The organism is Flavobacterium zhairuonense (genome assembly GCF_004352915.1).
Lineage (GTDB): Bacteria > Bacteroidota > Bacteroidia > Flavobacteriales > Flavobacteriaceae > Flavobacterium > Flavobacterium zhairuonense.
On record NZ_SJSY01000052.1, the window covers coordinates 1 to 8,599 of the forward strand.

At 37.9% G+C, this 8,599-nt stretch carries 3 protein-coding genes; 2 read left to right on the top strand and 1 reads right to left on the bottom strand.

The genetic code is table 11. The annotated features are described in order from the left end of the window. The coding region (locus EYY60_RS00180; protein WP_208749435.1) for a beta strand repeat-containing protein at positions 1-2,700 on the bottom strand (2,700 nt) is incomplete at its 3' end. A 388-nt stretch (positions 2,701-3,088) separates the two neighbouring features. Between EYY60_RS00180 and EYY60_RS00185 the strand changes: the two genes are divergently transcribed. Together EYY60_RS00185 and EYY60_RS00190 are read left to right on the top strand one after the other, a co-directional pair. Continuing rightward, positions 3,089-3,559, top strand: coding sequence for a regulatory protein RecX (locus tag EYY60_RS00185; RefSeq protein WP_132987409.1), 471 nt, complete (start codon positions 3,089-3,091; stop codon positions 3,557-3,559). 472 nt (positions 3,560-4,031) lie between these two features. Further along, positions 4,032-8,599 (top strand): beta strand repeat-containing protein (locus EYY60_RS00190; protein WP_235832258.1); only part of this gene is annotated, 4,568 nt, incomplete at its 3' end.

Below are 8,599 nucleotides of genomic sequence, written 5' to 3' on the forward strand. Positions count from 1 at the left end.
TCCCCATTGATACCTCGCTCCTGTTCCCAGAGTGCCGCCAGATGCTGTCAATGTAGTCGTGCTTCCGCTGCAGATTGTTGTAATTCCGCTTATGCTCGTTGGCGCTGAAGATGGCGCATTAACAGTAACCACTTGGGAAATGCCTCCGGTTGTTGCAGTACACGGCGAAGTAGTGTTCTCTATTCTCACCCAATATGTAGCGTTCCCTGTAAGAGTCGGAGTCGTATATGTGGACGAAGTGGCTCCTGAAATCGGGTTAGTCCCAACCACAGATCCTGTCCCCCACTGATAAGCCGCCCCTGTTCCCAGAGTTCCGCCAGATGCTGTCAATGTAGTTGTGCTTCCGCTGCAGATCGTTGTCGTTCCTGTGATGCTGGTTGGCGCTGATGATGGCGCATTCACCGTAAGTATAATAGCTTTTGTAGAAGTACAAGTACCATTAGAAATGGTCATTGTTCCCGTGTATGTCCCTGCCGCTGTATTAGCAGGAACTGCAATATTAGTTACATTTCCTCCACTTGCAGAAGATGTAAAAGAAGTCGAGTTCTGATCTGTTAATGTCGCCCAGTCAATACTGTAAGTCGTTGGACTATTTATGCTTGATGAATAAGGCAATGTCGTATACTGTAAAGAAGTGCTTGAACAAACTGCATTAACAACAGCTGGTGTGGCAGCAGTTGTAATGATTGGAGCACGAACATTTATAAATGTTGTAGATGAATTGCTTGAGCAACCACCTGCGGTTGTAGCCGTTACTGTAGCTGATTGAAGTCCAGAAGCTGTAAAAGTTATAGTTGGACTTTTAACCGTTGTAGAAGAAAAAACCACTCCAGAAGACCCTGTCCATGAATAAGTAACACCTGAAGCCGAAATATTATCAACATCTAATGTTACAGATCCATTTCCTCCGGTACAAAAATCTAAGGTCTTATAAGTGCCTTTTGGAATTGTTGTGGCGACTGGCACTAATTGAGAAGTTGGAAGTAAAACGATATTATCTATCATCGTACCAACTGTTTGGTTTCCAGTTAATAAGTGATTATAAAATTCAATATCAATTGAACTGCTTGTAGCTGTAAATGTATAAGTACCTACTTGCGGAGCAGTGCTACTAATGGATTTCACATCTGTAAGAGTTGACGAACCTCCTAAAATTTTAAGAGTTAAGCCTGTCGGTGTGGGAGCACCTGGTCTTTGGGCATAAAGATACGTCACAGTGTAAGAAACTCCCGAAATGACTGGTATACTAGTTTGTCTAAGTGAAGCTTCTGCGTCTAATTCTGACACGTAATCGTTATTTGATGTAGAAAAATAAGTGTTTTCCGGCAAAACCTCTGAATAGATACCTTTTGATGTAGCATAAGTCCAGTTTGCTGCCGAGTTATTACCGCCAGTACTATTTGAAAAATCACCATTTTTAATTAAATTACTTACACAATTCGATACTACGACATCATCTGCAGATGATCCGCAAGATGATGTAATTGTCCATGTTAAAGTATAAGAACCAGCTGCTAAAGATGTAGGTGTAAATGTAGCCGCACGATTATTAACATCGCTAAATTGACTTAAAGAAGTACTTGGGCCGCTAGTAATTGACCAGACTCCCGTACCACTTGTTGGTGCATTTGCAGCTAGTGTAAATGAAAATCCATATTGGTCTGGGCCGGCATTGGATGTTGTGGGTGCTGAATTTACCGTAAACGAGCCTGCACTTGTAGCTGTACCTCCTGATGTCGTTACTTTAATTACACCAGTTGCTGCTCCTGATGGAACAGTAGCTGTAATTTGTGTAGAACTGTTGACTGAGTAAGTACCTGCCGCAACTCCATTATAAAATGTTACCGCAGTAGCTCCTGTAAAATTTGTTCCAGTTATAGTGATGGAGTTTCCAACGCAACCACTTGTTGCGGTAAAACTTGTAATTGTTGGCACTAGTGCTACCGCCCTAGGCAAACTCATAGCTGACATTGCAAATCTAAAATTATCGGGGTTAGGGGTAATCGTTGATGTTGTAGCTAACTCTCCTGTTACATTTGAAGCTGGTATAGTACGATTTGCAACCTGGTTTTTCCAAGCAGTCCCACTATTAGTGGTATTGCTCCCGGTAGTAGAACCACCACTGGTCCAGTTTGCATTTAATGTATAAACAGGTGCTGACGTACTATTATCATTATAGATACTTGATATGTAAATCGCTTGTTCGTTAGCATTCACAGCCATACCAGTGCTTAATTGCGCCGCATTATTTGATCCCGAATTACGAAAACCAGTACCTACAGTATAAGCCGCTGACTGGTCTACACCAGCAAACACACTATACCAAACTGTCATATTTGATAATGTCGAACCAGTACTACCACCTGTTACACTAAGCGTACGTGAAGTACCATCCATAACTGCATTGTCTTTCAAATAATACAACCAAGTATGCATACGACCATTTGTACCTCCGTTACCTGTTGCTTTAGTCAAGGTGACTCCTCCATAGGAAATCGTTGTTGGATCATTCTGAGTATCAGAACCACTTGCATCAGTAAAAGTCGTAGAGATCCCCACAACCAGAACACGATTGGAGCCTGCTGCAATTGCGAAATTAGTTGAACTTGTTAATGACGCTTGATCAGATGCCTTTGTCCAAGCAGTTGGCTGAGTTATTTGCCCAGAAACAGAATTCACAAAAACAAGAAGAATCCCCAAACAAAGCATCCTTAAACTCGGTGTAAAAGATCTTTCTTTAGAAGAATTAGAAAAATTAAAAAATAAAGAACGAACAAACAATAGTAGTTTTCGAGGCATAGGCGTGGTATTAGATTTGTTTTGGGCTTTAAAAGAAAACTTAATGGTATAGCATTTTTGGGAACAATACTTTAATTTTGGCTTTTAAACTTTAATTTTTTTTTAAGTTAAAACACTGTTTTTCAAACTAGTTTAAACTTGTGATATTATCGCACAAAAATATTATAATTCTGCACACACACAACATTTTAGATTATTTTCTTTTTGAGAAAACGAAGAAAATTATCATAAAATTTAACATCAAAATAGCTATTTTTAGCGTTTATAGTTAAAATATAAGAAAAAACACATGAATTCAATTTGTACTCCAAAAGAAGCTTTACAGAAATTAGAACACTTTTGTGCCTATCAGGAACGTTGTCATGATGAAGTTGTTTCAAAATTATACAGCTTAAAAATGACAACAGATGAAATTGATTCTATTGTAGTTCAGTTGATTGAAGGCAATTTTTTGAATGAAACCCGATTTGCCTGTTCATTTGCGAGAGGCAAACATCGTATGAAATCTTGGGGAAAAATCAGAATTACAAACGAACTCAAACTTCGAAATATATCTTCAACAAATATCAATTTGGCATTAAAAGAAATTTCACCTGAAGAATATGAAATTACTTTTAATGAGCTTTCAAAAAAATGCTGGAACAGTATTCAAGAAAAAAACATTCTCAAGAAAAGAAAAAAGTTCTGCGACTATCTACTTCGTCGTGGTTACGAAAGCAATTTTGTTTATGAAAAATTAAAAATAATGGAGCAGGAATAAGCTCCATTTTTTATAAAAACTACAGCCAAAAACTATCCTGAAAAACATCAAAAACACCAGAAAATACTTTCCCACACAAACATACTTTGTTGCGAATATTTCTACATATCTCGCGTTTTTAGACCAAAAAATTCAAATAATTTTAAAATTTATGATAAATTTTACGATTTTTCTTATAATTAAAAATCCATATTTATAAGAATTTCCATAAAAACTTCATTTTCTTCGTGTATTTCAACGAGTAATTTTAACATTTCATCGAAAACTTGGCTATTCTAAAAACCATCCCTTCTCCTAAAGCGTATATGTCTATATCTTTGTTAGGTTAAATCCTATGCCAGCATAACATCCTGATTGAAACCACTTAACATGACTACTTGGTTTCGTTTTTGGATGTGATTTTTATTAAAAAAAGGTGTGGAAACTTTAAACAAAACAACATTTTTTTAAAAATTTAAATGCCACGATTTATATGATTAGAAAATTACTCTTAAGTTTTTTATTTTTCCTATTATCTTTTTTCACTTTTGGGAAAAATACATCAGATCTCAACATCACCGCAATTAGAGCCACTTACATCTCGTACAAAACTTTCAGTGTCGCAGGTACGATAACCAGTACAAGTACGGGAGGAAGTTGGAGCAGTCCTAGTTCGTGGGTTGGTGGCGTAGTTCCATCAGCAACTGATGATGTTGTAATAGCTAGTGGTGCAACAATAACTATTTCCGGAAACACTAACAACGCTAAAACACTTACAATCAATGGAAATCTTCTTGTATCTAACACTGTTACGCTTAACTCAGTAACTCAAGTAACAATTAACGGCTTACTTAGCTTTGCAGATAACAATAGTAATATACACCTGCCAGCTAACACGGGCATAAAAATTAATTCTCCAGGAAAAGTTGATGATACTAACTGTTCAAACAATGTTGCTATTTATATCGGAAATACAAAATTCGCTGCTTGTACAGGGAATGGCGGCCAACCCATATACAAAAGTTTTACTGACCTCAACAATAGTGGAGGAACAATAAATGCGATCGCCAGTTCAAATTCGCCAGTTTGTCAAAATGGAACTATCAATCTAAGCGGTTCCTACTCAGGAACAGTAGGAAACACAACTTCCTCAGGTTCAACATCAGGCGTAAATTACTCTTGGAGCGTACAAGCACCCAATGGAACTACAACCACAAGCACCACACAAAATTACAATTTGTCCGCGAGCCAGACAGGCAACTATACGGCAACCTTAACTTGCACAACATACTACGGAAGCGATTCATATACAAGTACAAGCACTATTACTGTAGTAGTAAGTCAAGCTTTTAGCCTTACTTCAGTAACTGCTGTAAAATGTGGTGCTTCAAGCACGCCCATTGTTACCTTAAATTCAACTGCAAGTGGTTTACCGATTGGAACCTACACTGTAACCTATGATACAGCTAATCCAGCAACAACAGCTAAAACAGCAACAATGACTGTTAGTACAGCTGGAAGCGGAACTTTTACAACTACAGATTTAACTACAGCCAACTCTAGCACTATAACAATCAAAAATTTAGCTAGTGGCTCGTGTAGTAATACCCTTTCAAGTGGAAATACAGCAACTTTACAAACGCCAGTTACACCACAGGGAGGAAATATAGGCTATCAAGCTCCAGTTTGTTATAATACATCTTTTACGCTAAATTTAAATAATAACACGGGCAGTATTATTCGATGGGAGAAAAAATTAAGCACTTCAAGTACATGGACTGCAATTTCAAATTCAACTTCTACTACTTTAACTGAATCTCCGAGTTCTGCCGGAACATGGGAATATAGAGTAATGGTTGGGGATATAAATTGTGCTACTACCTATTCAGGCATTCAATCTGTTTTTGTAAATCCCGAACTTAGCATTACATTTCCAGCAACTAACATATCAGTTTGCAGAAATACTACAACCATTTCTTTACCGTATTCGGCAACTACAGGAAACCCAGTGGATTATTCATTAGTTTTTGATGCCACTGCTGTTTCGGCAGGTTTCGATTCACCTCAAAATGGATCTTTACCATCTGGCGCCATAACAGTGAGAGTTCCTTATAGTGTTGCTCCTGGAACTTATAATGCTTATGTTAAATTGATTACCTATACACCTGGCTGTACTAGTGCAAATTTCCCTGTAACCGTGACCGTTTCTTCACAAATATCCTCTGTAACTATAGCGCCAACAACAACTCAAAACTTTTGTACAACAGGCAACCTATTAACTGTTACAGAATCAGGAGGAACAGTAACTTCGAGACAATGGGGTAAAAGATCAGTTTCAGGAGGAACAATAACTTCGATTTCGGGGGCAACTTCTACAACATACACACCTACAACAGCTTCATTAGGGGTTGGGACATGGTATGTAGTTTGCACATCAACAAATGGTGGCTGTACTGTAACTTCAAATGAAGTAATCGTCAATGCTGGCAACATTGTTAGTGCTGCTTCTTCAACGCCAACAACATGTATTGGAGTTAATATGACATCTATTACCCACACAACAATAAATGCGACCGGAATAAACAGCAGCGGTATTACTGGCTTACCTGCTGGAGTTACTGCAGCTTGGAATAATAATACAATAACAATTAGTGGGACACCTACTGCGACTGGAACTTTCTCATACAGCATTCCATTAACCGGCTGCTCAAATGCAGTAAATGCAACTGGAACAATCATAGTAAACCCAACCAATACTATAACTTTAACTTCAGCAGCAGGAACTACTGCACAAAGCATTTGTAAAGGCAGCGCAATAACAAACATAACGTATACTACCACAGGAGCAACTGGTGCAAATTTTACTGGACTACCAGCGGGTGTGACAGGAGGTTGGGCTTCAAATACAGTAACTATATCTGGAACCCCAACAACTACTGTTGATGGCACATTTAATTATACAGTAACATTATTAAACGGATGTGGAAACGTTACAGCAACTGGAACAATAATTGTTTCAGTTCCGAACAGAGGTCAAGTACATGGCGGAAAACATATTTGCCTTGGGGAAGACAGTCCACTATTATACATGGGGACTTATAGTGGTACCATAGTAAAATGGCAATATAGCGATGATCCGTCAGAATCTGCTGGAAGTTGGATTGACATCTCACATACTGCGGACACTTATCAACCGCCAAAATTAACAGCACTTAGAACTTATAGAGTTGTCGTTAAAAATGGAAATTGTCCTGCTGAAACAGCAGTTCAAACAAGAATTGATATCGATATAAGACCTACATTTACAGTATCACCTGCAGCAACAAGTTGTCCAAATACGGATGTAACGTATACGACACAATCTGGACAAGGCAACTACCAATGGGTAGTTCCTGGTACACTTGGAACTGATTATACTATAACATCTGGAGGCGTTGGAACATCTAGTAATTCTGTTGTTCTAAAATGGTTGACAGCTGGTTCAAAAACGGTTACTGTTACCTATTCTAATGCCTGTTCTAACAATCCAGCGGCCAGTTCAACTACAACCATAAATACATATAGCGTTTCTAGCCCAGCAAGCCCATCCATTTGTATTAATACTCCAATAACTTCAATTTCGCATATTTTACAAGGTTATGATGGTATTGGCACAGGTTCATTTAATTTACCTTCAGGCTTGACTGTAAGTTATGACGGAACTAATAAATTAGTAACTATTAGTGGTACTCCAACTAGTGCAGGAACTTATAATTATACAATTCCTTTGACGGCTAGTGGCTGTACTATATCTGGAGAAGCAAAAGGAACAATTATTGTTAATGCGCTTCCAACAACTCCTACAGCAACCCTAGTTACATCACCAACATGTGCAAATCCTACAGCAAGTATTAGTATAACAGGACTTCCACAATCAGGTTCATGGACCTTATATCGCAATTCTATTCAAGTGGCTACCGGTACAGGATCTAGTTATACAGATAGTGGCTTAGCAGGAGGCGTATCCTACAGCTATAAGGTTTCCAATACTACTTGTACTTCTGATGCAACTGCAACAATAACGCCAATTGCTGTAGAAACTACAAAATATACTGCTGGAAGTTGGGATAATGGTGACCCAAGCACTAATACAACAAATCTTAAAAATATCATTTTCGAAGGAGATTACACAGTATCTAATGATATATTCGGCTGTAGCTGTACTGTAAATTCCGGGAATATTATTGTTCAGAAAGACAAAACATTAACAATTACAAATGCAGTAACTGTAAACGGCGGTTCGTTAACTTTTGAAGACAGTTCAAGTTTAATTCAGATAAACGCAAGCAATACTATTAATACAGGTAACATCACATATAATCGTATTGCAAAAGATATTCGACAAGCTGATTATGTTTATTGGTCAACACCCGTTAAAAATCAGACTCTAGCTGCTCTTTCACCATTAACTAGCACTTCCAAATTGTATGCTTACGATGGTACTAAATGGGTATTCACACCAAGGACCACAGTTATGATTGCAGGAAAAGGCTATATTGTTCGCGGACCTGAAACATATTCAAACACAATAAAAAAAGACTTCCCAGCAAGTTTTATAGGTGTTCCCCAAAACGGTACTTTTCAAGGAGAATCAATGGTTGGAGGTCGATTTTACTTATTAGGAAATCCATATCCTTCAGCGCTAAGTGCAGATGCTTTCATTACTGCCAATAATACATTATTGGACGGAACATTATATTTCTGGACTCATAATACTCCAGTAGTTTTAATTGGTGCTTATCAATATACCACTGATGATTATGCTGTTTATAATTTGAGCGGAGGCACTGGAACATCTCCAGCTCCATCAAAAGATAATCCAGATCTTGATGATCCAAATGATAATTTTCCAAGTGGTTATATTGGGGCAGGGCAAGCATTTTTCGCTGGAACTATTGGATCAGGAAATGTCACTTATACTAATTCAATGCGAGTAAGTAAAGATTCGTCTGGCAATAATGCGAATGGACAATTCTTTAAACCAGGAAAAACCTCAAAAACAGCAACAATTGAAAAAAATCG